Source organism: Paenibacillus sp. RC21 (assembly GCF_044907935.1).
Classification (GTDB): Bacteria; Bacillota; Bacilli; order Paenibacillales; family Paenibacillaceae; genus Paenibacillus; species Paenibacillus terrae_A.
Genome location: NZ_JBIYCS010000005.1, coordinates 34,816 through 61,780, shown reverse-complemented (window position 1 = coordinate 61,780; position 26,965 = coordinate 34,816). Strand labels below are relative to the sequence as shown.

Annotated in this window: 21 protein-coding genes and 1 tRNA gene; 16 read left to right on the top strand and 6 right to left on the bottom strand. The window is 46.9% G+C overall.

The window, feature by feature from the left end; genetic code table 11:
- Nucleotides 1-95: 95 nt before the first annotated feature.
- Genes ABIA61_RS17315 through ABIA61_RS17305 form a run of 3 tightly spaced genes read right to left on the bottom strand, consistent with a single transcriptional unit; the run spans nt 96 to nt 3,140 of the window.
- Nucleotides 96-923, bottom strand: a complete 828-nt coding sequence (locus tag ABIA61_RS17315) for a carbohydrate ABC transporter permease (RefSeq protein WP_283653026.1) — start codon at nt 921-923, stop codon at nt 96-98.
- Nucleotides 924-946: 23 nt separating this feature from the next.
- Complete coding sequence (locus ABIA61_RS17310; RefSeq protein ID WP_283653025.1) at nt 947-1,822, bottom strand: carbohydrate ABC transporter permease; 876 nt, start codon at nt 1,820-1,822, stop codon at nt 947-949.
- A gap of 34 nt (nt 1,823-1,856) precedes the next feature.
- Nucleotides 1,857-3,140, bottom strand: a complete 1,284-nt coding sequence (locus tag ABIA61_RS17305) for an ABC transporter substrate-binding protein (RefSeq protein WP_283653024.1) — start codon at nt 3,138-3,140, stop codon at nt 1,857-1,859.
- Between the two features lie 568 nt (nt 3,141-3,708).
- Here ABIA61_RS17305 and ABIA61_RS17300 point away from each other — a divergent pair.
- Together ABIA61_RS17300 and glpK are read left to right on the top strand one after the other, a co-directional pair.
- Nucleotides 3,709-4,530 (top strand): MIP/aquaporin family protein, encoded by an 822-nt coding sequence (locus ABIA61_RS17300; protein WP_404581064.1) that lies wholly within the window; start codon nt 3,709-3,711, stop codon nt 4,528-4,530.
- A gap of 30 nt (nt 4,531-4,560) precedes the next feature.
- Nucleotides 4,561-6,054 carry a glycerol kinase GlpK gene (gene glpK, locus ABIA61_RS17295; protein WP_283653022.1) on the top strand — a complete coding sequence of 498 codons (1,494 nt, stop codon included), beginning with the start codon at nt 4,561-4,563 and terminating at the stop codon, nt 6,052-6,054.
- Between the two features lie 267 nt (nt 6,055-6,321).
- Here glpK and ABIA61_RS17290 read toward each other — a convergent pair whose 3' ends face one another.
- The gene (locus ABIA61_RS17290) at nt 6,322-7,362 is read right to left on the bottom strand and encodes a LacI family DNA-binding transcriptional regulator (RefSeq protein WP_404581063.1); all 1,041 of its coding nucleotides are present in this window, start codon (nt 7,360-7,362) and stop codon (nt 6,322-6,324) included.
- 295 nt (nt 7,363-7,657) lie between these two features.
- Between ABIA61_RS17290 and ABIA61_RS17285 the strand changes: the two genes are divergently transcribed.
- The 4 genes from ABIA61_RS17285 (at nt 7,658) to ABIA61_RS17270 (ending at nt 12,141) form a co-directional block, all read left to right on the top strand.
- Nucleotides 7,658-8,986, top strand: coding sequence for an ABC transporter substrate-binding protein (locus ABIA61_RS17285; protein WP_404581062.1), 1,329 nt, complete (start codon nt 7,658-7,660; stop codon nt 8,984-8,986).
- A gap of 73 nt (nt 8,987-9,059) precedes the next feature.
- Nucleotides 9,060-9,953, top strand: a complete 894-nt coding sequence (locus ABIA61_RS17280) for a carbohydrate ABC transporter permease (protein ID WP_404581060.1) — start codon at nt 9,060-9,062, stop codon at nt 9,951-9,953.
- Nucleotides 9,953-10,771 carry a carbohydrate ABC transporter permease gene (locus tag ABIA61_RS17275; RefSeq protein ID WP_404581059.1) on the top strand — a complete coding sequence of 273 codons (819 nt, stop codon included), beginning with the start codon at nt 9,953-9,955 and terminating at the stop codon, nt 10,769-10,771. The genes ABIA61_RS17280 and ABIA61_RS17275 overlap by 1 nt, the downstream gene beginning before the upstream one ends.
- A gap of 23 nt (nt 10,772-10,794) precedes the next feature.
- Nucleotides 10,795-12,141, top strand: a complete 1,347-nt coding sequence (locus tag ABIA61_RS17270; RefSeq protein ID WP_404519644.1) for a GH1 family beta-glucosidase — start codon at nt 10,795-10,797, stop codon at nt 12,139-12,141.
- An 89-nt stretch (nt 12,142-12,230) separates the two neighbouring features.
- Here the strand turns inward: ABIA61_RS17270 and ABIA61_RS17265 are convergent, their stop codons facing one another.
- Together ABIA61_RS17265 and ABIA61_RS17260 are read right to left on the bottom strand one after the other, a co-directional pair.
- On the bottom strand, nt 12,231-12,995 hold the full coding sequence (locus ABIA61_RS17265) for an exodeoxyribonuclease III (RefSeq protein WP_404581058.1): 765 nt from the start codon (nt 12,993-12,995) through the stop codon (nt 12,231-12,233).
- Nucleotides 12,996-13,217: 222 nt separating this feature from the next.
- Nucleotides 13,218-13,291 (bottom strand) — tRNA-Arg (locus ABIA61_RS17260).
- A gap of 234 nt (nt 13,292-13,525) precedes the next feature.
- Here ABIA61_RS17260 and ABIA61_RS17255 point away from each other — a divergent pair.
- The 10 genes from ABIA61_RS17255 to ccsA all read left to right on the top strand — a co-directional run bounded on the left by ABIA61_RS17255 (nt 13,526) and on the right by ccsA (nt 26,957).
- The gene (locus tag ABIA61_RS17255) at nt 13,526-14,461 is read left to right on the top strand and encodes a hypothetical protein (RefSeq protein ID WP_283653017.1); all 936 of its coding nucleotides are present in this window, start codon (nt 13,526-13,528) and stop codon (nt 14,459-14,461) included.
- 143 nt (nt 14,462-14,604) lie between these two features.
- Entirely contained in the window at nt 14,605-15,918 is a 1,314-nt protein-coding gene (gene tig / locus ABIA61_RS17250; RefSeq protein WP_404581057.1) for a trigger factor, read from the top strand.
- Between the two features lie 411 nt (nt 15,919-16,329).
- Nucleotides 16,330-16,920: an ATP-dependent Clp endopeptidase proteolytic subunit ClpP gene (gene clpP, locus ABIA61_RS17245; protein WP_044645652.1), complete on the top strand. Its 591-nt coding sequence runs from the start codon at nt 16,330-16,332 to the stop codon at nt 16,918-16,920.
- Between the two features lie 12 nt (nt 16,921-16,932).
- Complete coding sequence (gene clpX, locus ABIA61_RS17240; protein ID WP_025684004.1) at nt 16,933-18,189, top strand: ATP-dependent protease ATP-binding subunit ClpX; 1,257 nt, start codon at nt 16,933-16,935, stop codon at nt 18,187-18,189.
- Nucleotides 18,190-18,299: 110 nt separating this feature from the next.
- The gene (gene ispG / locus ABIA61_RS17235; RefSeq protein WP_283653015.1) at nt 18,300-19,418 is read left to right on the top strand and encodes a flavodoxin-dependent (E)-4-hydroxy-3-methylbut-2-enyl-diphosphate synthase; all 1,119 of its coding nucleotides are present in this window, start codon (nt 18,300-18,302) and stop codon (nt 19,416-19,418) included.
- 228 nt (nt 19,419-19,646) lie between these two features.
- The gene (lonB, locus tag ABIA61_RS17230; protein WP_283653014.1) at nt 19,647-21,374 is read left to right on the top strand and encodes an ATP-dependent protease LonB; all 1,728 of its coding nucleotides are present in this window, start codon (nt 19,647-19,649) and stop codon (nt 21,372-21,374) included.
- A gap of 111 nt (nt 21,375-21,485) precedes the next feature.
- On the top strand, nt 21,486-23,822 hold the full coding sequence (gene lon / locus ABIA61_RS17225; protein WP_283653013.1) for an endopeptidase La: 2,337 nt from the start codon (nt 21,486-21,488) through the stop codon (nt 23,820-23,822).
- Between the two features lie 18 nt (nt 23,823-23,840).
- Nucleotides 23,841-24,455, top strand: coding sequence for a ribosome biogenesis GTP-binding protein YihA/YsxC (gene yihA / locus ABIA61_RS17220; protein WP_044645655.1), 615 nt, complete (start codon nt 23,841-23,843; stop codon nt 24,453-24,455).
- A gap of 263 nt (nt 24,456-24,718) precedes the next feature.
- A complete protein-coding gene (hemA, locus tag ABIA61_RS17215) occupies nt 24,719-26,113 on the top strand; it encodes a glutamyl-tRNA reductase (RefSeq protein ID WP_404581056.1) in 1,395 nt (464 codons plus the stop codon).
- 16 nt (nt 26,114-26,129) lie between these two features.
- Nucleotides 26,130-26,957: a cytochrome c biogenesis protein CcsA gene (gene ccsA, locus ABIA61_RS17210; RefSeq protein WP_404519653.1), complete on the top strand. Its 828-nt coding sequence runs from the start codon at nt 26,130-26,132 to the stop codon at nt 26,955-26,957.
- The last annotated feature ends 8 nt before the right edge of the window (nt 26,958-26,965 follow it).

The window sequence follows — 26,965 nt, the reverse complement described above, 5'->3', positions numbered from 1 at the left end:
CCAGGATAACGAAAGGGAGTGTCCCTCAGCCATTACAGGCTGGGAGGACACTCCCTTTTTGCGTTTTAGAGCAGGATAAAGCTGACTCAGTAAATCTAATCTTTGACTGCTCCAGCTGCAAGATCGGAAATAAACTGGCGGCTAATGAAAAGAAATAAAATGATAAGCGGCAGTACAGCCAACAGGGTGCCAGCAATGACCATCGCATAATCCGTATTGTAAATACCGTTTAATTGGGACAACGCAATCTGGAGCGTAAATTTGCGCTCATCGGTTAATATGATTAACGGCCATAAATAATCATTCCATGCTCCTATGAAGGTGAATGCGCCGAGAAAAGCGAACGCAGGACGTAGAATCGGGAGCGCCACATTCCAATACAGCCGAAAAAAGCTGCATCCATCCATCCGTCCTGCATCCAGCAACTCCTTTGGAATGGATTCCTCTGCATATTGGCGTATCCAGAAGATGCCGAAGGCATTCACCATCCCCGGAATGATTAGAGCTTTGAACGTGCCCACCCATCCAAAGGCGGCCATCATGACAAAGGAGGGGACAAGCGACAGTTGGGAAGGGACCATCATCGTAGCCAGCAGAATGATGAATAATGCTTTTTTGCCCGGAAAATCAAACTTGGCGAATGCAAACCCGGCCAGTGAATCGAAAAACAGCACCAACAGGGTAACGGAGCTGGCTACAAAAAGCGTATTAAAAAAAGCTCCGGCAAAATCAATCTGCTGCAATACTCTCGTCACATTGCTCCAGAAGTGGCTTCCAAACCATAACTGTGGTGGAAAACGATAGATGTCCGAAGTTGTACGGGTAGCCATGACGATAAGCCAGTAAAAAGGAAACATCGACAGAATCATTCCCGTCGACAGCCCGGTATATAAAATAACGGATTTTACACGTGCCTGCATCATGTTGTAGAACCCCCTTTCTGCCGTTATTTTTTACCTTGTACGAGCTTCCAGTTCACGATGGAGAACAGGGCAATAATGAGGAACATGCCCCATCCGACGGCTGCACCATATCCAAAATAGTTGTTAATGAACGATTCACGATACAGATACAACACAATGGTCATGCCACTTGCTCCGGCACCACCGTCATTACCGACCAGCACCTGCGGCTCGGTGAACAACTGCATTCCGCCAATGGTAGACGTAATTACGGTAAACAGGATGACCGGACGAAGCATAGGAATGGTGATGCGGAAGAAAGCTTGCGCTCCAGTTGCTCCATCTATTTTCGCAGCTTCATACAGCACATGCGGAATACTCTGGAGTCCGGCCAGGTAGATGATCGCGTTATAGCCGGTCCATCTCCATACAACCATGGAGGAAACGGCGATTTGGATCCCCCACGGCACATTAAGCCACTGGATCATAGGCAAGCCCGGGAGTTGCAGCAGGTAATTGAGAAATCCGAAATTATTGGCAAATAAAGCGCCAAAGATGATGGCAACAGCCACAATGGATGTCACGTTCGGCAGAAAAAATCCGACCCTCCACAGGGTACGCATTTTGACAAAAGGTGCATAAAGCAGGAAGGCAATCATCAGTGCAAAAAATAGCATCGGAATCGTTGAATACACCCAGATCGCAAAGGTATTACCCACAGCCTGCCAAAATTCGTTATCTGTCACAAGATAGCCAAAGTTACCCCAGCCGTTATAGGTCATATCTCCGATGCCATCCCATTTGTGAAACGCCAGATATAATGAAAAGCCAATCGGAAACAAGCCGAAGATGCCAAACAGCAGGTAAAACGGCGAGATTGCGGCATATACGGCACGGTGCTTCCATATTTCTTTCAGCATATTGACCACACGCCTTTTTTAAATTTTTGATTTTTTACCGCTGTAATTCCCGTTCGATTCGGTCCATCGTTTCCGTCCATAATGCATCGGGATCGGCATCCTGCTTGGCGACATTGGCAAGGCGACGTGTCACAATGCCGTGAATGACAGGATAACGCTCGCCGAAATAGCTGCTTTTGACATTACGTGCGGAGGCGGCAAAGATCAGTCCGGTGGCCTGACCGCCAAAGAAAGGCTCGGGTGTCTCCATGGCAGGATCGTCATAGACGCCAGGAGTGGACGGGAACAGCCCGATTTTTTGGTAGGCTTCCAACTGGTGTTCCGGGTTTTGCAGCCAGGTCAGGACTTCAAAGGCTTCTTTGGGGTGTTTGCTGGATTTGAGGATGGAAATGAAAGATCCACCCAAATTGCCGTCCCCTCCAGGGGCACGGGCGACTCTCCACTTGCCCGCAGTATCCGGCGCAGCCTCCGTGAGAACTTGCTTCATCCAGATTGCACCTATAAAAGAGGCAACTTTTCCGTTATTGACCGAAGCATTCCATTCGGGGGTCCAGCCATCCGCATTGGCGAGTAGATGCTTCTTGTGAAAAGCCACGGCGGTTTGCCAGCCCAAACGGATATGAGGGGATTGATTACCGATGTAGCTGCCGTCCGGCTTGAAGTACAGGTCTGTATTTTGAGCAAGCATCTGATTGTAAACGTTTACAATATTATCAGCTAAAAACGAACGACTTCCGAGCTTTTGCTGAAGCTGTTTTCCGGCAACCATATAGTCGTCCCATGTGCGAATCGTAGCACTGACCTTTTCAGGATCACTGGGCAGACCCGCCTGTTCAAAGAGATCACTGCGATAGAAGAGGGCGGTAGGGCCTGTGTCCATGGGAAAGGCAATCATGCTGCCATCAGGGGTAATGCCCTGATTCCATTTCCACTCCAAATACTGATCCTTGAATTGATCTGCTCCCAGTGTTCTCAAATCATAAAAACGATCCGCACTAGGAAATAACTCTACCATCCAGTCGTTCAAAGCTACGATGTCCGGTTCACCGGAACGGGCTGCCAGAGTCGTCTTGAGCTTGGCTTTGAAATCACCGCCGATTTTTTGGGTGTTCAATTTAATGTCGGGAAACTGCTTTTCGGCACGAGCGAGTAGTTCATCGTCAATAGAACGGTTCCAGTACCATAATGTAAGCGTTATCTTTTTGTGGTTTGGCAAATTGCTTTCAGATGAATGACTTTCAGAGGACAGAGGGCCGCTACAACCACTAAACATAGTGAGGAAAGCAAGACATAACACCAGCCATCGTACTGTCTTCACGTCATTTCCCTCCTTGCTGTCTGAGTTGGTCTACCTGCTGAACAAGTTGTGAATGGTTTAGCTCCATCATATGAATCTGTTATCCATTTATGTGCATATGCCTTAACCAAAAACAAAAAATTTGAAACGTATATCCACTTGAGCATTTTGCAACAATCCCAAGAGCGATTTCAAATCAGCAATCTATAGATCGAAACGGTTTAGTTGGTCTATCTATTGTACTTTCGAGCGTTGGAAATCGAATGATGCAAAATGCTGACTTAAAAAAGCGCGTGCGTCTCTTACATGAAGATCACACGTGCCTAAGCTCAGGGGTCGGATTACTACATCAACCGTTGTATTTCATCTTTCAGAATTTCGGATCGCGTACCGAAAATAATCTGTACGCAGTTGACATCGCTTACATGCTTATATAATATCAAATTTAAGTTAATAATCGTGACGGAGACAAGAGAGCCACGCAGACATCCCATGTTAGAGCACAGGGGGCGGTTTGTGATGGCTTTTCTTTTTTTGTGCGCGGTGAAAGCGATTGAAAATCGGTTGATCTATTGAGGAGGTAGGTTGTATGTCGCCATACGCAGCCGAATTCATAGGGACGATGATCCTTATTGCCCTAGGTGGCGGAGTGTGCGCAGGGGTGTCCCTGAAAAAATCATTTGCCCACGGCTCTGGCTGGATTGTGATCGGATTGGGGTGGGGGCTCGCGGTCGCCGTTGCGGTATATGCGGTTGGTCAGATCAGCGGAGCACACTTAAATCCGGCGGTGACGCTGGCGCTTGCATTTCAGGGAGCTTTTCCGTGGAGGGATGTTCCGGGCTATATTGCAGCTCAGCTTCTTGGGGCCATGGCGGGTGCCGTGATTGTGGTTTTGCATTATTTGCCCCACTGGAAAGAGACGGAGGACACAGCAACCAAACTCAGTGTATTTGCTACAGGACCGGCTATTGATCATCCGTTCGCTAACGTGCTTAGTGAAATGATCGGTACTTTCATCTTTGTTCTTGCTTTGCAGTCATTCGGTGCCAACTCCTTCGCTGAGGGATTGAATCCACTCATTGTGGGTTTTCTGGTTGTCAGCATCGGCTTGTCCTTCGGCGGGACTACAGGTTATGCTATTAATCCGGCTAGAGATTTGGGCCCGCGTCTTGCGCATTGGTTAATGCCGATTCCCGGTAAAGGAACATCGAACTGGAAATATGCCTGGGTGCCGATTGTAGGGCCATTGCTGGGGGGCTCTTTCGGAGGGTTGTTTTACCAGACCGTATTTAAAGGGAATATGACTCCAGCTTTCTGGATTGTGCTGGGTCTGATTGTAGTGGTGCTTATGCTTACCTTTCGTTTCAGCCGTACTTATAAAAGTGATAAAGCTCATAAAATAACAGCATAAAATGAGCGGATTACAGGGGAGAGATTAACGATGGAAAAATATATTTTGTCACTGGATCAGGGAACAACAAGCTCAAGAGCGATTTTGTTCAACAGTAAAGGGGATGTGGTGTACTCGGCTCAGCGGGAGTTTCCGCAATACTTTCCTCATCCCGGCTGGGTGGAACAGAATGCGAATGAAATCTGGAGTTCCATTCTGGGGGTTATTGCATCCTGTCTATCCGAATCCGGTGTAAAAGCGAACCAGATTGCCGCCATCGGCATTACCAATCAGCGTGAATCGGTAGCCGTATGGGACAAAAATACAGGACTTCCTGTGTATAACGTACTTGTATGGCAGTCGCGCCAAACCTCCGAGATCTGCGAAGAACTGAAGCAGCAAGGGCATCAGGAGCTATTCCACAGTAAAACAGGGCTGTTGATTGACCCGTATTTCTCAGGCACAAAAGTGAAGTGGATACTGGATCATGTAGAAGGTGCGCGGGAAAAGGCAGAACGAGGCGACTTGCTGTTCGGTACGATTGATTCGTGGCTGATCTGGAAGCTATCCGGCGGCAAGGCGCATGTGACCGACTATTCCAACGCAGCCAGAACACTGATGTATAACATTTATGAGCTAAAGTGGGACGAAGAACTGCTGGACATTCTCGGTGTGCCAAAAAACATGCTGCCTGAGGTACGGCCTTCCTCCGAGGTATATGCGCATACGGTGGATTATCATTTCTTTGGTCAAAATATACCGATTGCAGGCGCAGCGGGTGACCAGCAGGCGGCTCTATTTGGTCAGGCTTGTTACGAAAAAGGGATGATCAAGAATACTTACGGCACAGGTTGCTTCATGCTGATGAACACGGGCGATCAACCGGTTGAGTCCAAGCACGGACTTATTACGACCATCGCTTGGGGGCTGGAAGAAGGCAAGGTGCAATATGCGCTGGAGGGGAGTGTCTTTGTAGCGGGCTCGGCGATTCAGTGGCTTCGTGACGGTCTGCGCATGTTCCGTGAAGCCAAAGACAGTGAAGCCTATGCAGCCCGCGTTCCCTCTTCGGAAGGGGTGTATCTGGTACCAGCTTTTGTCGGCCTGGGCAGTCCATACTGGGATAGCGAGGTGCGTGGAGCGATGTTTGGCCTGACACGTGGCACCACGAAGGAGCATTTTATCCGCGCAACACTGGAGGCACTTGCTTACCAGACGAAGGACGTGCTTGCAGCGATGGAAATTGACTCCGGCATTGCCGTGAAGACGTTGCGGGTGGATGGAGGAGCCGTGCTGAACAATTTTCTGATGCAATTCCAGAGTGATATTCTGGATGCCACAGTAGAACGGCCTGTGATCCATGAGACGACAGCACTGGGAGCCGCATGTCTGGCAGGTTTGGCGATTGGATACTGGAAGAGCATGGATGAGCTGCGCAAGCGTGTGAGGGTGGAGCGATCTTTTACCCCCGGTATGGATGAAGAAACGCGCAGCAGTTTGTATGAAGGCTGGAAAAAGGCTGTGAAGGCGACAATGGCCTACAAGTAATAGCTTAAACGAAGGATCTCTTCTAGAGCAACGCAATGTCTTTTTCGGTTACACGTAAGACATTTGAATTGGGCGTTATATTTTATCCGCTCCACCACTGTTGTTTACTCTGATTAAAACTTAAATGCCCCGTAAGATGGACACTTTGAGAGAAAGTGTCCATCTTACGGGGCACAGTCATGTAACACTGAGGTGACTCCCTTTTTTCGTTAAAGAGTTATAGAAAGCTGGCACACTCTATGAGATATGTTATTAGCCCAACTTATCTTAGCCCTTAACCTTCGTATGGTTCCAATTTTGCCGGGCTCCGCAGGAGCTGCGAATGACTAGCTCCGGTTCTACTTTAATACATTTCGTTTCCATTTGTTTATTCATCAGGTCAAATAGCACCATAGCGGCTAGTCGGCCTATTTTTTGTTTATCTTGTTTTACAGTGGTCAGTGGAGGATCGGTGTAACGACAGGCTTCTATATCATCACATCCCACCACAGCAATATCCTCGGGTACCCTCAAGCCGCTTTCCTTGAAAGCACGGATGACACCAAAGGCAAGCAGGTCGGTAGCCGCAAAAATAGCCCTTGGTAAATCTCCTTGCTGTATCCACGTCTTCGCTATCTGGTATCCATCTTCCGCTGCGTAGTCCTTAGCATACACGATCCATTCGGGTCTAACATCAAGACTAAACCGTTTTAGTGAAGCAATAAAGGCTTCTTCTCTCTCCTTAATCACCAGGGATGGGCGTTCAATTCCAATAAAACCCATATCTCGGTAACCATTCATGTAAAAATGCTCAACAACCTTCATTGAGATTTTCTGATTGTCGGACATAATGTAACAGGAACTGGCTCCGGTTAGTTCAATATCCACACCAATGCAGGGGATGGGGCTGGCGTCGAGATCAAAAACGCTCTTCTCCACTTCATCTCCGGCAATAATAATGCACCCGTCCACTGAAAAATATTTCGAACGAGCCAAATAGTCCTCTCCATTGTCCAGAAATTTTTCATTCGAAAAAAACAGCAGGTCGTAACCGAGCAAGCCAATCTGTTTTTTGAAGACATTAATGATATCTACAAAAAAAGGATGGCTAAAATCGACATTCAGCTTGCCAGCGAATATAACGCCTACCAGATTTGATTTTTTGGTAGCAAGCGTTCTAGCCGAGGAAGAGGGTCTGTAGCCTGTTTCCTCCATAATTTTAAGCACCCGCTGCCGGGTTTCCTCACTGATATCCGTGTAATTATTTATAATTTTCGAAACCGTTGCTACAGAAACGCCTGCCATACTCGCTATTGTTTTTATATTCATGAAATCCTCCGAAACTAAACTGGTTTAGTTGAATTGACTTTGCATTCTAAATTTAATGATTACTCGTATTCTATGCTACCTTATAGACGAGAGTCAACAGTGCTTTTAGGATATATTTTAATATATTATGGAAAAATAAGTTTAATTTAGCGGTGGTTCATGTTTTTTTTGATATTTCACAAATCTCTATTTACAAATACAGATCATTCGTTACATAATGGTAAATGTAAATAACGAAACTGCTTTCGTGATGTGTGGATGTATGTATTCTAAAATGTTATGGGGGGATTTTGCAATGCTAAAAAAGAGTTTTTCTTTACTTCTTGTAACCGCTTTAATCGTGGTATTGGCCGCTTGCGGTAAAGGTAGCGGAACTGCACAGGAGGGGAATAAGAAGGTCACGTTAAAGATTATTCATTGGCAACAGGAAAATATTAATAACTATATAAAGGAATTTAATAAAAAGTTTGAAGAGAAGTATCCAGATGTTCAGGTAGAGTATACGACAGTTCCTGCTGACTCAACGTATGATCAATTGATGCAAACACGTATGAATGCTGGTTCATCCGGTGATGCAGACATTATTCCTCTGAAATTCAGCTTCGTAGGCGCTCCGCAGGAATGGTCCAAGGGAGCAGCTGATCCGATGTGGAAGCAATGGATTGACGGAGGACTAATAGCCGATCTGTCGGATCAAGCTTTTATAAAAAACTATAATCCTACAGATGTCAAAAATGCCATGACCTATAAGGACAAGGTATACGGTGTAAATATGGGTAAGGTGGCACTTACAGGTCTGTTCTATAACAAAGAGATTTTTGAAAAATATAATCTTGCTGTGCCCACAACTTGGGATGAGCTGGTAAATGTTATGAAGGTGCTCAAGGACAACGGCGTAGAACCGATTGGTTTCGGCGGTAAGGATGTTTGGCCTATTAATCTTGCAGTCCAAGGGCTTCAAGCCTCTATCCATGATGATCAGCTGGAATATATTAAAGGGCTGTGGACAGGGAAGACGAAGCTGACAGATCCCGTCCAGCTTGAGGTGCTGGAAAAAACACAAATTTTGATGAACAACGCCATTGGTGGATTTATGGGGATTGACTATGGAACCCTGCCAAGCTTGTTTGCTACAGGGCGTGTAGCTATGATTGCAGATGGCACGTGGGATGCAACGACGATCCAGACAGCCAATCCAGAGATGAAATTTGGTTATTTCCCGATTCCAGGCAGCAATGATCCGGCAAAAAATAAGAACCTTGCAGGCAAGTACGATATGACATGGATGGTATTGGAAAAGTCGCCAAACAAGGATTATGCGATCAAATGGCTTGAAATGCTCTCTGAGAAGCAGAACTACACGGATTTTGTGAACGCCGCCGGATTTTTGCCGACACAGCCTGATGTGAAGATAAGTAGTGAATTTGTTAATGAAATCCAGCCTTCACTGGAAAACTTCAAGCTCTCTTGGGATCAGCTGTTTATCAATCGTAAGAATGTTGGACAGTACATTAAGGATGCCAGCATACATGCTGAATTTCTGACGCCTGCCGGTCCGCTAAAGACGCCTTTGGAGCTTGCCCAAAAATCCCAGGCAGACTGGGATGCGGCAGCCCCTAAATAAATCAAAAGGTTTTACATGAGCGCAAATTGGCAACTGTAAAGCTCCCATAATAATGTAAAAAGGTGTGAGGCCCATGTATCCCTTCGGAAAGGGTGCGGCCCGGTTAATGCCGTATCTTTTGCTGAGTATTCCGGTGCTGCTCTATTTGCTTCTTGGCTTTGGTCCCTCAATGGTAACCGTACTGTTTTCCTTTACAGATGCTTCAGGGGTTCCGGGACAAACGTGGAATTTTGTTGGATTCGAGAATTATATGACTTTTTTTACCTCTTCTGATTCTGGAGATCGAATTGCTTCTATTGGCCGTTCCCTATATTTCGCCGTAGCTGTGGTTGTGATTCAAAATGCAGTAGGGCTGTTCATGGCCGTCATTATTAATAAAAAGCTCAAGGGTGATGTGTTTTACCGCGCAGTATTTTTCCTGCCCGTTGTGCTTGGGGTAACAGTATCCGGACTGATCTGGCAGCTGATTTCCAATCCGCTTGGCGGTCCTGCGCAAGCCATGATGAACTTTTTTGGAACCAGCTCCAACTTTTTCGGGGACTATGATATTGCATTTGAACTGATTATTTTTGTGCAAATTTGGATGTACATGGGTTACTCGATGACTATTTTCTTAGCCGGACTCCAATCCATTCCCAATGATTTATATGAAGCAGGGTATATGGATGGCGCTTCTGGGTGGAAAGCGTTCAAAAACATTACCTTTCCGATGATTGCGCCGTCCTTTACAGTCAATATGCTGCTGTCCATTATTGGAGCCTTACAAACCTTTGACATTATTTATGTGCTGACAGGTGGTAAATTCAACACGACGACACTTGCGTTTGATGTGTATGCAACAGCCTTCGGCTCCGGGACGTCGGATTACGGCCTTGCCTCCGCAGTAGCTATGATCCAGTTCCTGTTTGTATTTACGGTGTCGATGATTGCTCTGTATTACTTGCGCAGAAGAGAGGTGGAAATGTAATGAGCAGTACCAAAGGAACAAAATTACTGAGCTATATCATCGTACTGCTCATGCTTTCGTTATATTTATTCCCGCTATTCTACCTCTTTAATGTATCGATGAAGACTCAAAGTGAGTATCTGATTGATCCCGTGGCTATAGCCAAAAGTCTGCGCTTGGAGAATTTCATGGATGCTTGGGAAAAAGGGGATTTCTCTCAGTACATGTGGAACAGTATTTTGTATACGGGCGTATCTACGCTATTAACGTTGGTGATATCCGTGTTTGCAGCTTTTCCATTGGCGCGGGGATACGTTAAGTTCAGCACTTTCTTTTATGTGTTTTTCCTGATATCCATGTATCTTCCGAACCCGCTGATTCCGCAATTTGCTCTCATTAATAGTCTGGGACTTTACAATACCCAGCTTGGTTTTATTTTGCTGAAAACAACGGGTACCGGCATTGCCTTCCTGATGTTTGTGGGATATATCAAGTCTGTCTCCCGAGAGCTGGATGAAGCGGCTGCTATGGACGGGTGCGGATATTCACGCTATTTGTTTACGATTCTTGTACCGCTGATGAAGCCGGTGTTGGCGACAGGCATCATTTTGACAGCGATTGGGGCGTGGAACGATATTATAGGTCCTACCATTTATTTGTCTGATCCCGCGTATCAGCCAGTGACCAAGGGATTGTTCTCCTTCTACGGACAATACATGAACAACTGGCCGCTGCTCGCTTGCGGTATCCTGATTGTTACACTACCGCTGGTTATTTTGTATATTTTCCTCCAGCGCTTTATTGTTGGCGGTGCAATGGCCGGAGCTGTGAAGTCTTAAATCCTGAAAGGATGATACCAAGTATGAGTGAGAATACCTTTTTATTTCCAGCCACTTTTATGTGGGGAACCTCGACCTCTTCTTATCAAATTGAAGGTGGTGTAGCTGAGGGAGGAAGAACGTCTTCCATTTGGGATACTTTCTGTCAAGCACCCGGGAAGGTGATAGGCGATGACAGCGGAGATATGGCTTGTGATCATTTTCACCGCTTTAAGGAAGACGTGCAGTTAATGAAGCAGCTTGGCTTTCTACATTACCGTTTTTCCGTGGCCTGGCCGCGCATTATTCCTGCACCCGGCGTGGTTAACGAACAGGGATTACTCTTCTATGAGCGCCTGCTGGATGAGATTGAGTCGGCCGGGCTAATTCCGATGCTGACACTGTATCACTGGGATCTTCCGCAGTGGATCGAGGACGAGGGGGGTTGGACAAATCGAAGGATTATCCAGCATTTTATGACGTATGCCTCTGTAATCATGGATCGGTTTGGACAACGCATAAACTGGTGGAACACGATCAACGAGCCTTATTGTGCCTCTATCCTGGGCTATGGTACAGGTGAACATGCTCCCGGCCATGAGAACTGGAACGAAGCCTTTACTGCCGCTCACCATGTCCTGTTGTGTCATGGCATTGCCATCCATTTGCACAAGGAAAAGGGTCTGACAGGTAAGATAGGAATTACACTGAACATGGAACATGTGGATGCTGCTTCTGAGCGACCTGAGGACGTAGCCGCTACCGTCCGCCGAGATGGCTTTATCAATCGTTGGTTTGCCGAGCCGTTGTTTAACGGGAAATATCCAGAGGATATGGTGGAATGGTACGGGGCGTATCTGAACGGCTTGGATTTTGTACAGCCTGGTGATATGGAGCTGATTCAGCAGCCGGGGGATTTTTTGGGCATCAATTACTACGCCCGCAGCGTCATTCGAGCGGCTACAGACGCTTCGTTGCTTCAGGCAGAGCAGGTTCGCTTCGAGGAACCGGTAACGGATATGGGATGGGAGATTCACCCCGAATCCTTTTATAAGCTGCTAACTCGGATTGAGAAGGATTTTACCAAGGGCTTGCCCATTCTGATTACGGAAAACGGAGCAGCGATGAAGGACGAATTGATGGATGGGAAGATTGAGGACACTGGACGTCAGCGCTACATTGAGGAGCATTTAAAGGTATGCCATCGCTTCATCGGGGAGGGAGGGCAGCTCAAGGGCTATTTTGTCTGGTCATTCCTTGATAACTTTGAATGGGCTTGGGGCTACAGCAAACGTTTCGGTATTGTACATATTAATTACGAAACGCAGGAACGGACACCCAAACAAAGTGCGCTGTGGTTCAAGCAAGTGATGGCGAATAACGGGTTTTAAATAGATTATCATGATAATTTAAGCTGTCATGCTGCAATAACAGAGCATGACGGCTTTTAAGACTGCATAAATTTTTGTGTAAGGGGGGACTATGCTGAAATATCTTGCATATCCAGTATAACAGGGCAGTGGTCGCTGCCCGTAATATGGCAATCAATGCTTGCATCTATCAACAGCGGGCGAAGTCTGTCCGAGACGAGAAAGTAATCGATCCGCCAGCCGATGTTCCGTTCTCTCACCTTCGGCATGTAGGACCACCAGGAATAAACATCCGTCCTGTCAGGATTAAAGTATCTGAAGGTGTCTATAAATCCAGCGCTCAGCAACTGCGACATTCTGTCACGTTCCTCAGGCGTAAATCCGGCATTTCCGCGGTTGGCTTTCGCATTTTTCAGGTCAATTTCCTGATGAGCCACGTTCAAATCTCCGCAAACAATGACAGGCTTCAATGCATCCAACTGTTGCAGATAGCTGCGGAAACGGTCCTCCCATTCCAGTCTGTATGGCAGTCGGGTCAAATCCCGTTTGGTATTCGGAGTATATACATTAACCAGATAAAATTTCTCAAATTCCAAAGTAATGGTTCTGCCTTCAGGTTCCCCATTTTCTTCAAGTCCATAATGCACAGAAAGAGGTTTGATTTTGGTGAAGATAGCGGTGCCAGAATATCCTTTTTTCTCGGCATAATTCCAGTACTGTGTGTATTCCTCCATATTCTCCATCAGGATTTGTCCCTCTTGAAGCTTGGTTTCCTGTACGCAAAAAATATCAGCATTCGTTTCTTTTAGATAAGTATAAAATCCTTTGGTCACACAGGCTCTTAAGCCATTAACATTCCAAGATATGATTTTCATTTATTAATTCTCCCTTGCCGTACCAAACATGTAAGCATACTGCTTTATTTCTGTGGCACTTCGTCAGTTCATGCTCGTCGGAAAATATTTAACATTAGATGATAGCATTCTCAGCGTTTTTTTGAAGTGGATACGAACTTTTCTACATTAGAATAGAATATATTTTTTTGTGCGGGGTTGTGAAACGAAAAAAAGCTCCCTTACGGAAGCTTCTCACGATAACGTCCCAGGAGGGATTCGAACCCCCGACCGACGGCTTAGAAGGCCGTTGCTCTATCCAGCTGAGCTACTGGGACATAAAATTCAAGCGAAGATTAATATATCACATGGATAAAAAAAATTCAAGCTTTATTTCGCATATATCCGGTATTCAGGCTTTCTTTAGCATAAAAATCAAAGTAGCTATCGTTTTTTTTGCCTCATAAAAGGGTATGTTAGAATACAGGTGAATATGTGGAAGACGAGAGGTTGGACTTCGGCCGCTGTTTCTCATATAATCTACAAATACTTTAGCTTGCGGTGGAGAGGGGGTGCCTTTAATAAAGGACTCCAAGGTGACGACAAAAGAAAATAATATTGTTTTGTTTCCGAAGACACTGGATTACTATCAAATTCAACTCACTGTAATGCTTGAAAACGAGCGTTACGGAGAGGCGATGGCGATGCTGCGTTTTTTGATGCAGTGTCAGGGACAGGAACAGAAGCAATACGAAGAGTGGGAGGCCCTTTTACAATGGCTGGAGGCCGCATTTCCACAGTATGCCGACAGAGGGGCGGACACGGACACTACGGCAGAAGATGAGGTCAATGAAGCAGAGCTGGCTCGCCAACATGCGCGCTTCAAGCAGGAGCAGGATGCAGGCTACGGCAACAAGCTGCTACATATGGCTATGGATGAACCGTTGTCGGAACAGACGATTTTAGCGCTGGAACAACTGTCTTATCTGGATCTGCCAGAAATCGACGATGCGCTGCTTAACTGGATTAAGGAACGGGAAATCCACCCTCTGCTTCAATTCCGTGTTTTGCAGACACTACGACGACGCGGAATGGAAGGGACGATCGAAATCAGCCGGGGAGATGAGAAGGCAGAAATCGAGATTGAGTCTATTCCGTTGCGGCCGGATGAATTTCCTGAACCGATTATGCGTATTCTGGAGCGGGTGGCCGATCAGACTGAAGTGCATGAGCCTACGCTGTTCTATTTTGCGCAGGAGCTATGGTCGCAGTTTGTGATGGCGGTGTACGGTACGAAAGATTACAGGTCAATGCTGGTGGAGGAGGACGGGATGCCGGATATTTGGGCGGCAGCACTCCATCAGACGGTATCGGAGAGTCTGAGTGGCAACAAGGACGAGGAAGAAACCCGTGCTATATATGGCATTACCGATGCATTGCGCTTCCGTTTTGAGCAGGTATATCGGTCGATGCGTCTATTCGTAGCGGCGGGAATGAACACTCCATAACGGCCGGAAACGTTTACCTGTGAAGTCATTCAAGGAGCTGCCCTTGAAAAAGATAGTAATGTTAGATATACTATAGTGGTTATTTTGTGTGCGTTGATCGTATGAAAACTAAGTGAAGATTTTGTTGGAGGGGAAAGCATAAAATGAAAGCAACTTGGGAGAAAATAGAGAAGAACCTTGGGGTTCTTGAAGTTGAGGTTGACGCGGATCGTGTAGCCGCTGCACTCGACAAAGCTTTTAATAAAGTGGCTAAACAAGTAAGTGTACCAGGATTCCGTAAAGGTAAAGTACCACGTCCTATTTTTGAAAAGCGTTATGGTATTGAAAGCTTGTATCAGGATGCAATTGACTTCCTGCTGCCAGAAGCCTACAGCCAAGCTGTAGAAAAAACGGATATTTTCCCGGTAGACAGCCCTGACGTTGAAATTGATCAATTCGCTAAAGGCGAATCTTTCAAATTCAAAGCCAAGGTTACTGTTAAGCCTGAAGTGACTTTGGGTGAGTACAAAGGTGTAGAAGTGCCTGTAAGCAAACTCGAAGTAACTGACGAAGAGCTGGCTCAAGAGCTGGAGCGTTTGCAACAACGTCATGCCGAGCTGGTTGTCGTTGATGAAGATGCTGCACAATCCGGCGATACGGCTATTATCGACTTCGACGGTTCCGTTGATGGTGTACCATTCGAAGGCGGACAAGCTGAGAAGTATTCTCTGGAGCTGGGCTCCAATACGTTCATTCCTGGCTTTGAAGAGCAAGTGGTCGGTTTGCACACAGGCGATTCCAAGGACGTTGAAGTAACGTTCCCTGAGAACTACCATTCTGCTGATCTCGCTGGCAAACAAGCAGTCTTCAAAGTGAAAGTTCATGAACTGAAACGCAAAGTTCTTCCTGAGCTGGATGATGAATTTGCAAAAGACGTAAGTGAATTTGATACACTGGCTGAATTCAAGGAAGACTTGAAAAAGCAACTGCTGGAGCGTAAGGAAAATGAAGCTAAAGCTGCCCGTGAGGGTGCGGTAGTGGAGAAGGTTGCTGAGAACGCAACAATCGACATTCCTGAAGCGATGATCAAAAGTGAAGTGCAAAACATGGTTCGCGATTTTGACAACCGTCTGCGTAGCCAAGGCATGAATCTTGAAATGTTCCTCGGATTCTCCGGCCAAAGCCAGGAAGATCTGGAAGCGCAAATGAAAGTGGATGCTGAGAAGCGTGTACGCAACAACCTCGTGCTGGAGCAAGTGGCTAAAGCGGAAAGCATCGAAGTTTCCGAAGCGGAAATTGATGAAGAGCTGAAAAACATGGCTGAAGCTTACAAACGTTCGGTTGAAGAAATTCGCGGTATTCTGGAAGGTAACGGCTCGTTCGCAAACCTGAAAGAAGAAATTTCACTGCGCAAAACGATCGCTTTGTTGTTGGAAAACAGCAAAGAAGTTGAAGCGCCAGCTGAAGCTGTCGAGTAATTCAAACGATAAAATATACGGGGTATGCCAAACAGGTTGCAACGTAGCAATTAGATAGGGATAAGGCACGTAGTGAAAGTTACGTGCCTTATTTTTACCTTGGGAAATCCATATTTTAGTCTTTTATGGAAAATTCTGTGAGTTGCGCTTTATTGTTGTACATAAGTCACTGCTGTACATTTGCACATACATACGAAACATGGTTAAATATGAGAAGGTCTCGGCTAAGCACGTTGTATAACAGCCCGCACTGCATATATGAGCGGATGCAAATATGACACGAGACTCTGAACATGTTAAAATATTTTGTAAGGTGTTCCCGTTTCATGCTTGCCGCTTCCGTTTTAATGGGACTTAAGGAAGTGGATGAATACTGGTGTTCATTTCAATAAAGAAAAGAGGTTGGTCGTGATGAGTCTCGTCCCTATGGTTGTGGAACAAACGAATCGAGGAGAACGATCTTACGATATTTACTCGCGGTTGCTTAAGGATCGCATTATTTTCCTGAGTGGCCCGATTGATGACGATGTCGCCAATCTCGTCATTGCACAGCTATTATTCCTTTCTGCGGAAGATCCGGAGAAGGATATCAATTTGTACATTAACTCGCCGGGCGGTTCTGTAACTGCGGGCATGGGTATATATGATACAATGCAATTCATTAAGCCAGACGTATCGACGATCTGTGTAGGCATGGCTGCAAGTATGGGCTCTTTGCTACTCACAGCGGGTGCGCCAGGCAAGAGATATGCGCTTACCAACAGCGAAGTTATGATCCATCAGCCGTTGGGTGGCATTCAGGGGCAAGCCTCCGATATGCTGATCCATGCGGACTGGATTCTCAAAACGCGTGCCAAGCTGAATCAAATCTATGTCGAGCGTACGGGTCAGCCCCTCGAAAAAATCGAACGTGATACTGACCGGGATTTCTTCATGGAAGCGGAAGAGGCAAAAGCATACGGCATCATTGACCAGGTGCTGTCTAGACCGATTAATCTGTAAAGGGGTGGCTCTATGTTTAAATTTAATGATGAAAAAGGACAACTGAAATGTTCCTTCTGCGGTAAATCTCAGGATCAGGTTCGCAAGCTAGTTGCTGGACCGGGCGTATATATATGTGACGAATGCATCGAGTTGTGCACAGAAATCGTGGAAGAGGAATTGGGTCATGAGGAAGAAGTAGATCTGAAAGACATTCCGAAACCAATGCAAATCCGTGACATTCTGGATCAATATGTAATTGGTCAGGATCAAGCAAAAAAATCGTTGTCCGTAGCGGTATATAACCACTACAAACGTATTAATACGCAGAACAAAATTGATGATGTGGAACTGCAAAAAAGTAACATTTTGATGCTCGGACCTACAGGTTCAGGTAAAACGTTGCTTGCGCAAACCATGGCTAAAATCTTGAACGTTCCTTTTGCCATTGCAGATGCCACTTCCCTTACGGAAGCAGGTTATGTGGGCGAAGACGTTGAAAACATTTTGCTAAAATTGATTCAAGCTGCCGATTATGATGTGGAAAAAGCTGAACGCGGCATTATCTACATCGACGAAATTGATAAAGTAGCCCGCAAATCCGAAAACCCGTCCATTACGCGTGACGTATCGGGTGAAGGTGTGCAGCAGGCTTTGCTTAAAATTTTGGAAGGCACGGTTGCTTCTGTACCTCCACAAGGTGGTCGTAAGCATCCTCATCAAGAGTTCATTCAAATTGATACCACCAACATCCTGTTCATTTGCGGCGGTGCCTTTGACGGTCTGGAGCAAATGATCAAACGTCGTGTTGGCAAGAAAGTCATCGGCTTCAATGCCACTACAGATCAAAAGGATTTGAAACCGGGCGAATATACTTCTATGGTGTTGCCTGAAGATCTTTTGAAATTCGGTCTGATTCCGGAGTTTGTAGGACGTTTGCCAGTTATTTCTACGCTGGAGCCGCTTGATGAGAACACATTGGTTCGTATTTTGTCTGAGCCCAAAAATGCATTAGTCAAGCAGTATCAGAAGATGCTCGAATTGGATAATGTTACTTTGGAGTTTAAGCAAGATGCTCTGGAAGCCATTGCCCGTGAGGCCATCAAGCGTAACACGGGTGCCCGTGGCCTTCGTGCGATCATTGAAGGCATTATGCTGGATGTGATGTATGAGGTTCCTTCCCGTGATGATATCACGACTTGCGTCATCAATGAGCAAGTTGTAAAAGATAAAATCGCACCGGAACTCGGTGGTACAGATAAGGATAAAAAACAAGAAGAGAGCGCCTAAGGATTGATACTTCGCGATCTCTAAAACATGAGAAGCCGGATCTCCACTTCACTAAACCCATATGAGGTTTTATGGGGTGGAGGTTTGGTGTTAATGGGAGAGAAAAGTACATGTTCTTAAGACAAGACACACGTCCCGTTAAAGTCGGGAATCTGACGATTGGCGGCAGCAATGAAGTCATCATCCAAAGCATGTGTACGACCAAAACAGCAGATGTGGAAGCTACTGTCGCTGAAATTCTCCGTTTGGAAGAGGCGGGTTGCCAACTTGTACGGGTCACCGTCAACAATGAGGAAGCTGCCGCAGCCATTAAGGAAATCAAAAAACAGATCCATATTCCGCTCGTAGCGGATATTCACTTTAACCACAAGCTGGCCTTGCTGGCGATTGAAAACGGAATTGACAAGGTTCGTATCAATCCTGGCAACATTGGTCGTCGTGAAAAAGTGGAAGCTGTCGTTAAGGCATGCAAGGAAAAGGGAATTCCGATTCGGATTGGTGTGAATGCCGGGTCATTGGAACAGCATTTGCTGGATAAGTACGGCTATCCTACGCCGGAAGCGATGGTAGAAAGCGCACTGTATCATATCGGTATACTGGAAGAGCTTGATTTTCACGATATTATCGTGTCGCTGAAAGCATCTGATGTACCTATGGCGATTGCTGCTTATACGAAGGCAGCCGAAATCATCAAATATCCGCTACACCTGGGTATTACCGAAGCGGGTACCCTCTTTACCGGAACCGTTAAGAGTTCAGCGGGAATGGGTGCCTTGCTGGCAGCGGGCATTGGCTCGACCATGCGTATTTCGCTGAGTGCCGATCCAGTGGAAGAAGTGAAGGTTGCGCGGGAACTGCTCAAAACCTTTGGGCTGATCACGAATGCTGCGACTTTGATTTCCTGTCCGACTTGTGGACGTCTGGATATTGATCTGTTCTCAATTGCCAACGAAGTCGAAGATTATATTGCAAAACTCAAGGTGCCGATTAAAGTGTCGGTACTGGGTTGTGCGGTGAACGGCCCGGGGGAAGCTAAGGAAGCCGATATCGGTATTGCCGGAGCGCGCGGGGAAGGACTTCTGTTCCGTTACGGAAAAATGATTCGCAAAGTTCCCGAGGCTGACATGGTTGACGAATTGAAAAAAGAAATTGACATCATCGTCAAGGCGTATGAAGAGACGGGTAAAATTCCGGGTCGCGAGGAACGTCATACAGCCGAGAAGGTATAGGTAAAATCGATTCCCATAAAGAGGAATAATCATATTATATTACCATCATTTAAACGCCGTGGAGGGCAGCTCTGCTACAGAACTGTTCTTCGCGGTGTTTTTGTATTTTCTCTCTGATCTTTTGGAAGACTGCCGTTTAGCTATTGGGGAAAAGGAAATACTGTTTTTCATAGACGGCATTTTAGCGGCATTTTTCAAAATGCTGAGATGAGAAACGGAGGAAATACGATGGACTTTACTATGATTTTGTTGTTGGTGCAAATGTTTTTTGGGATTGTCATCGGTCTATATTTCTGGAACCTTTTGCGGAGCCAAAAGACGAACCGCAGCGCAGTGGACCGGGAATCCCGCAAGGAACTGGATAAGCTGCGCAAACTGCGCTCCATTTCATTAACCAAACCGCTGGCTGAACGCACTCGTCCTGCCACATTACAGGATATTGTCGGTCAGAAGGACGGATTGCGAGCGCTCAAGGCAGCGTTATGCAGTGCGAATCCACAGCATGTTATTATTTATGGCCCACCGGGAGTGGGCAAGACGGCTGCTGCGCGTGTGGTGCTGGAAGAGGCTAAGAAAAACCTGTCCTCCCCGTTCAAGGGAGACGCCAAATTTACGGAGATTGATGCGACGACTGCCCGTTTTGACGAGCGGGGTATTGCAGACCCGTTAATTGGTTCGGTGCATGATCCGATTTATCAAGGTGCTGGAGCAATGGGAGTGGCGGGTATTCCACAGCCCAAGCCCGGAGCTGTAACGAAGGCGCATGGCGGCATGCTGTTCATTGATGAAATTGGCGAGCTGCATCCCACACAGATGAATAAGCTGTTGAAAGTATTGGAGGACCGAAAAGTATTTCTGGAGAGCGCGTACTACAACTCGGAGGATTCGAATACTCCTGCTTATATCCATGATATTTTCCAAAATGGTTTGCCTGCCGATTTCCGTTTGGTAGGTGCGACGACCCGTTCGCCGCACGAGCTGCCGCCTGCCATTCGTTCCCGCTGCATGGAAATTTATTTTCGTGCCCTTCAGCCGCAGGAAATTGCCCGTATTGCTGAGGATGCCGTCCACAAGCTGGGCTTTGGTCCTTGCCCGGAGGCGGTTGAAGTTGTACAGCGCTACGCCACAAATGGCCGGGAAGCCGTCAATATGATTCAGCTTGCTGCCGGATTGGCACTTACGGAGAAACGGGAACGTCTAAACGCCTCGGATGTGGAATGGGTAGCAGGCAGCAGCCAAATTCAACCGCGTCCTGACCGGAAAATACCGGGTCTGCCACAAATCGGATTTGTTAACGGTTTGGCCGTATATGGCCCGAATATGGGCATGCTGCTGGAGATTGAGGTTACAGCAGTTCCGGTTCCTGCGGGAAAGGGAACCTATAATATTACGGGTGTGGTGGATGAGGAAGAGATTGGCGGCGGCTCCCGCACGCTGCGGCGTAAAAGTATGGCCAAAGGCTCTGTAGAAAATGTATTGACCGTTTTGCGTACGCTCGGATTGTCCCCGTCAAATTACGATTTGCATATTAATTTCCCCGGAGGAACACCAGTAGATGGCCCGTCGGCAGGTATTGCAATGGCAACGGCTATTGCTTCCGCAATGCGGGGAATTCCGGTGGATCACGAAATTGCGATGACCGGAGAGGTCAGCATTCACGGTCGTGTCAAACCGATTGGCGGCGTATTAGCGAAGGTTGAGGCTGCTTTTCAGGCAGGAGCTAAAAAGGTGATCATTCCTCAGGACAACTGGCAGTCTCTTTTTGACAGTATTGAAGGCTTGAAAGTCATTCCGGTGCAGTCGGTTACGGAAGTATTCCGGCACGTATTTGGAGAAGAATTGACGTCAGATTTACCTGTGCACACACCAATTGAGACTTTTCGCCCATCCCAATCTTCCCTGTTGCAGGCCGATGGGACGCATAACGGGACGATATCGGACACAGGATCTTGCTAATGAACTACCCTTTCATTGGTTTTTTCATAAAACATTTGATAAAATATGAAAGATAACAACGTGAAGGATTGTAAAATCCGGAACCTGAGAATCACTGGAGGTGCGAAAGCGATGGGACCCAACAAGACAAAAGGTCGTCGTTTTCCTTTGCTGCCTTTAAGAGGACTTCTCGTCTACCCGAGCATGGTGCTGCATCTCGATGTGGGCCGGGAAAAATCGGTCAAGGCTTTGGAAAAAGCGATGGTTGAAGATAATTTGATTCTCCTGTGTTCTCAATCAGAAGTAAATATTGAAGAACCCGCACAAGAGGATATTTTTAGAGTCGGCACGGTAGCCAAAGTGCGCCAGATGCTCAAGCTTCCCAATGGAACGATTCGGGTGCTGGTGGAAGGGCTGGAACGTGCCGAGATTATTCAATATACGGACAATGAGGAATATTACGAGGTACTGGCAAAGGAGCTGCATGAGGCAGAAAACGTGCATCCCGAGACGGATGCGCTCATGCGTACTGTTTTGACCCAGTTCGAGCATTATATCAACTTGTCCAAAAAGGTAACTCCCGAAACTCTCGCTGCGGTATCCGACATTGAGGAGCCCGGACGGCTGGCTGACGTGATTACAAGCCATCTAACGCTCAAAATCAAGGAGAAGCAGGATATACTGGAGACGATCGACGTAACTCAACGTCTGGAGAAGCTTCTGGATATTTTGAATAACGAGCGTGAGGTACTGGAGCTGGAACGTAAAATTAACCAGCGCGTGAAGAAACAGATGGAGAAAACGCAGAAGGAGTATTACCTGCGTGAGCAAATGAAGGCGATCCAGAAGGAGCTTGGCGAGAAGGAAGGTCGCGCGGGAGAAGTAGAAGAACTGCGCAATCAGCTAAGTGAACTGGAACTGCCCGCTCCTGTGAAGGAGAAGGTTGAGAAGGAAATCGACCGTCTGGAGAAAATGCCTGCAAGCTCTGCCGAGGGCGGGGTTATCCGTAATTATGTCGATTGGCTGTTAAGCTTGCCATGGAACAAGTTCACGGATGATGATCTGGATATCGTCAAGGCTGAAGAGGTACTGAATGATGACCACTATGGACTGGATAAGCCGAAGGAGCGGGTGCTGGAGTATCTGGCTGTACGCAAACTGGTGAAGACCATTAAGGGTCCGATTCTGTGTCTCGTAGGGCCACCGGGGGTCGGCAAGACCTCGCTGGCTCGTTCCATCGCCAAGTCCATGGGGAGGGAATTTGTCCGCATCTCGCTCGGGGGCGTGCGGGATGAAGCGGAAATTCGTGGTCATCGCCGCACTTATGTGGGCGCGATGCCAGGGCGTATCATTCAGGGGATGAAGACGGCAGGAACGTCTAATCCAGTCTTTTTGCTGGATGAGATTGATAAAATGGCTTCTGATTTTCGAGGTGACCCTTCGGCGGCGTTGCTGGAGGTGCTTGATCCCGAACAGAACAATACGTTCAGTGACCATTTTGTCGAGCTGCCCTTCGATTTGTCCAATGTGATGTTCGTGACGACAGCCAATGCTGCGCACAACATTCCGCGTCCGCTGATGGACCGGATGGAGACATTGTACATTCCGGGTTACACCGAGCTGGAAAAGCTCGAAATCGCCAATCGTTATCTACTGCCCAAGCAGAAGAGAGAGCATGGTTTGGAAGAGGAGCAACTGGACATCGGGGAGGATACGCTGCTGCGTGTCATCCGCGAATATACCCGTGAATCCGGCGTGCGGAATCTCGAACAGCAAATGGCTTCTCTGTGCCGCAAGGCTGCGAAGTCAGTGGTATCCGGCGGAGAAGGCCCGATTCGAATTACACCGGATAATCTGAAGGATTATTTAGGCGTCGCCAAATTCCGTTACGGTGTAGCGGAGCTGGAAGACCAGATTGGTACGGTTACAGGCTTGGCGTGGACAGAGGTCGGCGGTGAAACGCTGATGATTGAAGTGACGGTCGTGCCCGGCAGCGGTAAGCTGATTCTTACAGGTAAGCTGGGAGACGTTATGAAAGAATCCGCGCAGGCAGCATTTAGCTATACTCGCTCCAAAGCGGTTGAGCTGGGCATTGCTACGGACTTTTATGAGAAAAATGATATTCATATCCACATTCCGGAGGGAGCGATTCCGAAGGATGGGCCATCGGCGGGGATTACCATTGCTACAGCGTTGATTTCAGCGCTGACCAACCGTCATGTATCCAAGGATGTGGCTATGACGGGTGAAATTACCCTGCGCGGCCGCGTATTGCCTATTGGCGGATTGAAAGAGAAGTCGCTGGCAGCCCACCGGGCAGGCTACAAAAAAATTCTGCTTCCCAAGGATAATGAACGGGATCTAAAAGATATTCCCGACAGTATTAGGCAGGATGTTGAATTTGTTCCCGTTGCCCATATGGATCAGGTGCTAGAGCATGCTTTGGTTGAGCAGGCAAGGGTACATTAGAGAGGAATTAAGGACACAATGAAAGTAACAAAAGCAGAATTTATTATTAGCGCGGTTGGCCCCGATCAGTTCCCTGTGGACGCTTTGCCAGAGATTGCTCTGGCGGGGCGTTCCAATGTAGGGAAGTCGTCACTGATTAATCGGTTGATTAGCCGTAAAAACTTGGCGCGCACCAGTTCTACGCCGGGGAAAACACAGCAGCTCAATTATTACCGGATTAATGATGATCTCTATTTCGTCGATTTTCCGGGTTACGGCTACGCAAAGGTATCCAAAACGTCCCGTAAAGCCTGGGGGCAAATGATTGAGTCGTACTTGCTGGAACGGGAGCCGCTCAAGCTGGTGCTTCAAATGGTCGATTTGCGTCATCCACCGTCCAAGGATGATATCATGATGTATGACTGGTTACGCCATAACGGACTCCCGGTATGTGTTGTAGGCACGAAGGCAGATAAAATCCCCAAAACACGACGGGAGAAGCATTATAAAGTAATCAAGCAGGAACTCGGAATACTTCCCGGGGGTTTGTTTATCCCCTTTTCATCTGAAGAAGGCATGGGTAAGGATGAGCTATGGTCGGTCATCTCCAGCTATATTGAGAACGACGAAGACGAGGAACAACCGGAAATCTAAGAAGAAGGACGTCCATGGAGGGCGCTCTATCGGAAAAGATATATGCGAAGAATAACCATGGATTTATTCCATGGTTATTTGTTTTAAGACTGGTTCAAACTATATCAAACGATAGAGAACATTTTGGATGTTGGAGTTTGCCATCCAATTTTCATAAACAATTCATAAAACAGCCGGAGGAGATTCGGACTTCTGTGATATAATTAACATAGTTTATGATAACAGTGGTTATTCTTATTACAGTTTAGGCAGGTGAACTTGCAATGCACATCGTCGTTGTTGGGTTGAATTATCGTACGGCGCCTGTGGAAGTCAGAGAGCGTTTTACATTTGCGGAACAAGATTTACCAAAAGCGCTGGAACAACTCAAACTCACCAAAAGTGTGTTGGAGGGCGTAATTGTCGCAACCTGCAATCGGACTGAAATATATGTCGTGGTGGACCGCCTTCACATGTGCGGTTATTTCATACGCAGTTTTATGGAGCAATGGTTCGGTATTCCCCGCGATCAATTTACACAGCATCTATATATATATGAGGACGAGCAGGCCATTCGGCATTTGTTCCGTGTGACTTGTGGCCTGGATTCTATGGTGATCGGAGAAACACAAATTTTGGGACAGGTGAAGAACGCTTTTCTTCAGGCTCAATCCCAGAAAATTACGGCAACGTGGTTTAATATGCTGTTTAAGCAGGCCGTCACATTGGGCAAGCGTGCCCATTCGGAGACGTCCATTGGAGAAAGCGCCGTATCCGTCAGCTATGCAGCAGTTGAGCTTGGCAAACGGATTTTCGGGATGTTTACCGATAAGAAGGTACTGATTCTTGGTGCGGGTAAAATGAGCGAGCTTACCGTTAAGCATTTGTACAGCGGGGGAGCAGCCGAGGTCATTGTGGCGAACCGGACTTTATCCAGAGCGGAAGATTTGGCTTCCAAGTTTCACGGAACGCCGGTCACGATGGAGGAAGGTATGAATCGGTTGGCGGATGTGGACATTGTCATTAGCTCGACAGGTGCACAAGGATATATTCTGGATCGGGAGCGGGTTGAAGCCAGTATGAAACGCCGTCGGTCCCGGCCTTTGTTTATGATTGATATCGCGGTTCCACGCGATTTGGACCCGGCTATTGGCGAATTGCAGAATGTTTTTCTTTACGATATTGATGATCTGGAAGGCATCGTGGAGAGTAATTTGGAAATGCGTCGTACAGAGGCTGCCAAAATTGAGCATATGATCGAAGGGGAACTTGGCGAGTTTTATCAATGGTTAAAAACGATGGGAGTGCGTCCGGTGATTCGTGCTTTACAGGAAAAAGCAGAGTCCGTGCATCAGGATACGCTCGAAAGCTTGTTCAACAAGCTTCCCGAGTTGGATGAACGACAACGCAAAGTGATTAGCCGTTTGACGAAAAGCATGCTGAACCAGATGATGTATGATCCGATCAATTCGGTGAAGGAACTGGCTGTCCAAAAGCAGGGGAATGAGGCGCTTGAACTGTTTAGCCACATTTTTGCTCTGGAGGATCGTTTGGAGGACGCCGCTCAGAAAGTAGATAAAAGCGATGCATCCGCGTTAATGAAACCGGAGGCCGGTATTCATGAAAAATCCGGTCAGGCCCAATCCTCGCCAGCGTCGTTTGCGCCGGCTGGCCTGTAAAGGCGGGTGAGTGGACGTGGCTTTAAGCACGCTTATATATGATTCGATGATTTATGTTTTTGCCCTGAGCCTTCTGTTTGTATTCTCGGATGGCATTCGCCGTAATGCGAGTGCCAAACGGACAGGTACAGGGCTTCTTGCTGTCGTTCTTGTGCTCCAGCTTATATATATGGGAATGAGAACCTGGAACGAAGGACATCTTCCTATTTTCGTGACCTACGATTTTTTATTTCTGTTTTCATTTATTTTGGTCCTGATTTCTTTAATGCTGTCACGCTATCAGCGGTCGGAATTTGCGGTATTGCTGCTTAATATTATTAGTTTTGCAGTTCTTGTGCTCAATAATATATGGATGGAGCCCACCAACAGTCCGCTTGGAAGTTGGCATACGGTATATGGGCTGCTTCTCATCCATATCGCTTTGGCCAATCTTGGCTTTGTAGCCATGACAGTAGCGGCTGTATTTTCGGGGCTTTATCTGTTTTTGCATCGTAAATTGAAAGTCAAGAAATGGAGTGATACGATCCGGCGTCTGCCAAGTCTGGAAATGATGGATCGGTATACCCATATGGCGCTGTTGATTGGTACTCCTTTGCTTGGGGTCTCCATTGTAGTTGCCGTCATTTCTATTATTGCTGAAGAACGCTGGCGTCTGCTACTGGATACTAAAGTATTGATGACAGCGATAGCCCTGTGCGTGTATATTGTATTTTTAGTGAGCAAAAGATTCAATCAGAAGTCGGGCCTCGTGATGGCAAAATGGGCATTGGTGGGCTACACGCTATTGATTCTCAACTTTTTGCTGAATTCCTGGTCTGTATTTCATCAGTGGACGGGAGAGTGAATGGCCAT

What these genes read in the sequence shown, in the direction of transcription:
- ABIA61_RS17315 (WP_283653026.1), bottom strand. Translation starts at nt 923, where the DNA reads ATGATGCAGGCACGTGTAAAATCCGTTATTTTATATACCGGGCTGTCG.
- ABIA61_RS17310 (WP_283653025.1), bottom strand. Translation starts at nt 1,822, where the DNA reads ATGCTGAAAGAAATATGGAAGCACCGTGCCGTATATGCCGCAATCTCG.
- ABIA61_RS17300 (WP_404581064.1), top strand. Translation starts at nt 3,709, where the DNA reads ATGTCGCCATACGCAGCCGAATTCATAGGGACGATGATCCTTATTGCC.
- glpK (WP_283653022.1), top strand. Translation starts at nt 4,561, where the DNA reads ATGGAAAAATATATTTTGTCACTGGATCAGGGAACAACAAGCTCAAGA.
- ABIA61_RS17290 (WP_404581063.1), bottom strand. Translation starts at nt 7,362, where the DNA reads ATGAATATAAAAACAATAGCGAGTATGGCAGGCGTTTCTGTAGCAACG.
- ABIA61_RS17285 (WP_404581062.1), top strand. Translation starts at nt 7,658, where the DNA reads ATGCTAAAAAAGAGTTTTTCTTTACTTCTTGTAACCGCTTTAATCGTG.
- ABIA61_RS17280 (WP_404581060.1), top strand. Translation starts at nt 9,060, where the DNA reads ATGTATCCCTTCGGAAAGGGTGCGGCCCGGTTAATGCCGTATCTTTTG.
- ABIA61_RS17275 (WP_404581059.1), top strand. Translation starts at nt 9,953, where the DNA reads ATGAGCAGTACCAAAGGAACAAAATTACTGAGCTATATCATCGTACTG.
- ABIA61_RS17270 (WP_404519644.1), top strand. Translation starts at nt 10,795, where the DNA reads ATGAGTGAGAATACCTTTTTATTTCCAGCCACTTTTATGTGGGGAACC.
- ABIA61_RS17265 (WP_404581058.1), bottom strand. Translation starts at nt 12,995, where the DNA reads ATGAAAATCATATCTTGGAATGTTAATGGCTTAAGAGCCTGTGTGACC.
- tig (WP_404581057.1), top strand. Translation starts at nt 14,605, where the DNA reads ATGAAAGCAACTTGGGAGAAAATAGAGAAGAACCTTGGGGTTCTTGAA.
- clpP (WP_044645652.1), top strand. Translation starts at nt 16,330, where the DNA reads ATGAGTCTCGTCCCTATGGTTGTGGAACAAACGAATCGAGGAGAACGA.
- clpX (WP_025684004.1), top strand. Translation starts at nt 16,933, where the DNA reads ATGTTTAAATTTAATGATGAAAAAGGACAACTGAAATGTTCCTTCTGC.
- ispG (WP_283653015.1), top strand. Translation starts at nt 18,300, where the DNA reads ATGTTCTTAAGACAAGACACACGTCCCGTTAAAGTCGGGAATCTGACG.
- lonB (WP_283653014.1), top strand. Translation starts at nt 19,647, where the DNA reads ATGGACTTTACTATGATTTTGTTGTTGGTGCAAATGTTTTTTGGGATT.
- lon (WP_283653013.1), top strand. Translation starts at nt 21,486, where the DNA reads ATGGGACCCAACAAGACAAAAGGTCGTCGTTTTCCTTTGCTGCCTTTA.
- yihA (WP_044645655.1), top strand. Translation starts at nt 23,841, where the DNA reads ATGAAAGTAACAAAAGCAGAATTTATTATTAGCGCGGTTGGCCCCGAT.
- hemA (WP_404581056.1), top strand. Translation starts at nt 24,719, where the DNA reads ATGCACATCGTCGTTGTTGGGTTGAATTATCGTACGGCGCCTGTGGAA.